Annotated in this window: 2 protein-coding genes; one reads left to right on the top strand and one right to left on the bottom strand. The window is 73.3% G+C overall.

Annotation, left to right across the window (positions count from 1 at the left end; all coding sequences use genetic code 11):
• Positions 1 to 1,340, top strand: a 1,340-nt coding sequence (locus KBB57_RS20020) for a serine protease (protein WP_290754161.1), incomplete at its 5' end; no start/stop codon positions are given.
• Positions 1,341 to 1,433: 93 nt separating this feature from the next.
• Here the strand turns inward: KBB57_RS20020 and KBB57_RS20015 are convergent.
• Positions 1,434 to 3,042: L,D-transpeptidase (locus KBB57_RS20015; protein WP_290754159.1), on the bottom strand; the 1,609-nt coding region annotated here is incomplete at its 5' end.

The raw sequence follows: 3,042 nt of genomic DNA, 5'->3' as shown, positions 1-3,042 counted from the left end.
CCGCCTCGCACGAGCTCAAGACCCTCGCCATCGCCCAGAAGGGCGCCGCCGCCGTCGCCGTCGTCACCACCGACGTCGGCCGCGGCCTCGCCTTCGTCATCGACCCCGGCGGCTACCTCATCACCAACCGCCACGTCGTCGAGGACGCCGACTACATCGAGAGCCTCACCTTCCCCGCGCTCCAGCCGGCCCGCAGCTTCGCCGCCGTGCGCATCGTCTACATCGACCCGCTCCGCGACCTCGCCCTCCTCAAGGTCGACAGCGACGAGCCCCTCCCCTACCTCTCCCTCGCCACCGACCACCCGACACCGATCGCCGACTACCTCCACTTTCAGGACCCCGTGCTCCTGCTCGCCCGCGTCGCCGAGGACGGCAGCGGCGGCAAGCAAGACGCCACCAAGCCCGGCTTCATCGCCCGCAGCGGCAAGGTCCAGGAGCTCGCCGTCTACAACAAGGCCGTCGGCCCCGGCGCCTTCTTCGGCCTCTCGCAGGAGGTCAAGCGCGGCATGAGCGGCGGCCCGGTGCTCGACCGCTTCGGCCGCGCCGTCGGCGTGGTCTCGTGGACCTGGAAGCACCGCGTCGGCGGCTACGCGATCCCCATCGCCGAGGCCGCCCAGATGCTCGCCGACCGCCCCGCCATGACCACCGCCGCCCAGCAGGCCCACCGCGCCGAGAGCCGCGCCCGCGGCTTCGTCGCCGCCGTCCACACCGGCCAGCTCGAGGCCGCCCGGCGCATGCTCTCCCCCACCCACGCCCGCAAGGTCCGCTCCTACACCATGCGCACCATCGCCGAGCAGCTGCCCGGCGAGGGCCGCCTCCCGGTCCAGCAGTTCGTCGCCGCCCTCGAGGACCTCGTCGAGTCGCAGCCCGCCGGCGCCGACAACCTGCCCTTCTCCGCCGTCCAGGAGGTCGTCATCCGCACCGGCAGCCCCGGCTTCATGCAGGCCCTCGGCGTCGACGGCCTGCTCTCCCGGGAGCAGGTCATCAGCTTCTTCTTCGAGTTCTCCCAGGCCTACGTCAGCGCCCGCTTCTACGCCGACATGTCCGCCGACGCGGCGATGGACCTCGCCCTGTCCCGCCTGCAGACCGTCGACGCCTCGCGCACCTTCGCCTTCGCCGACATCGCCGAGCGCCTCACCACCGGCGACGACATCCAGATCGAGAACATCGACGTGCTCCCCGGCGCCTACGCCCCGCAGGCCGTGGTCCGCCTGCGCGTCGCCCACAAGCCGACCGTCGCCGCCCCCCGGCCCGCCGCCCAGACCCTCATCCTCCAGCTGCGCCTCGAGTGGGGCGACTGGTACGTCGCCGAGCTCCAGACCGTCGGCCTCACCGGCTGAGGCCCGCTTATTGACCTGTCCCCGGGGCCTGTCCCCGGGGCCCTGTCCCCGGGGCCCTGTCCTCAGAGCCCTGTCCTCAAGGCCAGCCCGGTCTCAGGGCCGGCGATCGGCCAGCACCGCCTCGGCCTGCGGCGCCTCGCTCTCGACGTCATTGATCGTCCGCCGGTCCTCGCCGAGCTCCTGGCCCTTGCGCACGCGCACCACGCTGCCCGGCTCGCCCGCGTGCTCGTAGCTCGACACCCACCCCGGCGGCACCGCCGGCGTCGTCACGCTGTACACGTAGCGCGCGTCCTTCGGGGCCAGGTTCACGCAGCCGTGGCTCTTGCGGTGGCCGAAGCCATCGTGCCAGTACGCCCCGTGCAGCGCGAAGCGGCGGTAGAAGTACTGCACCCACGGCACCGCCTCCACGTGGTACGGCGACTCGTCGGCGTCCTCCGGCCGGTTGCGCATCGCCCCCAGCGCCAGCTTGTTGCGGATCCGGTACACCCCCTTCGGCGTCGAGGTGTTCGGCTTGGCCCCCGTCCCGCTCGAGATCAGCGTCACGAAGATCGGCGCCTGCCCGACCATCACCGCCAGCATCTGCTGCTGCAGGTCGACGTCGATCCACGTCTCGCCCGCCGCCACGTCGCTGAGCTCCGGCCCGGCCTCGAACCACCGCACCTTGCTGGCCTCGATGTAGCCCGGCGTCCCGGCCCCGAGCGCGTCGGGGATCGTGATCCAGCGCGAGCCGCCGCCGCTGCGCAGCTCCGGCAGCACCTCGACGGTCGCGTGGAACTCGAGCTGCTTCACCGTCGGCGCCTTCAGCTTCGGCTCCGCCCGCAGCAGCGCCTCGTGCGAGACGATCCACCCGGCGCGCCGCCCCTCCGCCACCGGCGACTCCGCCAGCATCCGCCCGGCGAACTCGCTCGGCTTCTCCGGCTTCATGTCCTTCGCCGGCACGACCTGCTCGTCCGCGTCCTCGTAGACCTTGCCGAAGCCGCCCAGCGGCCGCAGGTCGACGAACGCGTACTGCCGGTTCGGCTCGAGGTAGTCGCTCGGCTCGCGCCCGTTCATCAGCGCGTAGCGGGTCCGATAGCGCGGCACCTCGGCCAGCAGCTTGCCCTTCCGGTCGGCCCGCGGCTTGGCGTAGATGTACGGCACCACCAGCCCCTCCGGCACCACCGGCAGCACCTGCGGCGCCGCCTCGCTGACCGTCGCCGCCTTGAGACAGATGTAGCCGTCGCCCTCGCGCCCGCCGGCCCGCGCCCACCCCTCGCCCGAGCAACCTGTCCCTTCGGCCATCCCGTAGATCGCGAAGGGCGTGTCGGCGTCGATGCGCCCGCGCATGTCGCTGCCGTAGCGCGGCGCCGAGTACACGATCGTGGTCCGCGGCGACACCCGCACGCCGCTCGGCACCGGCGCGGGCTCGACCGCCGCCGCGACCTCCACCGCCGCCGCCTCGAGGCTGACCTCGGCGGCCTTGGCCGCGCCGGCCTCGCCCGGGCTGACCGGGCTCACCGACGTCGCCACCGGCGCTTTCTCATCCGCCGTCACCTCCGGGGCGCGCTCCGGTCCGTCCGCGGCCGGCTCCGGCCCGCCGTCGCACGCCCACAGCAGCAACGCGGTGGCCGACACGGGCACCAGCAGGCCGAACAGGGCGGCGGACACGGGCGAGGGGCGGCGCTTCTTCACGACGGGGGACATGGCGGGAGCAGGCATGGCG

Origin of the sequence: Amaricoccus sp. (genome assembly GCF_017993425.1) — a bacterium.
Taxonomy (GTDB): Bacteria; Pseudomonadota; Alphaproteobacteria; order Rhodobacterales; family Rhodobacteraceae; genus Amaricoccus.
The sequence above is the reverse complement of the archived record's forward strand: the minus strand, read 5'-3'. Positions and strand labels throughout refer to the sequence as shown.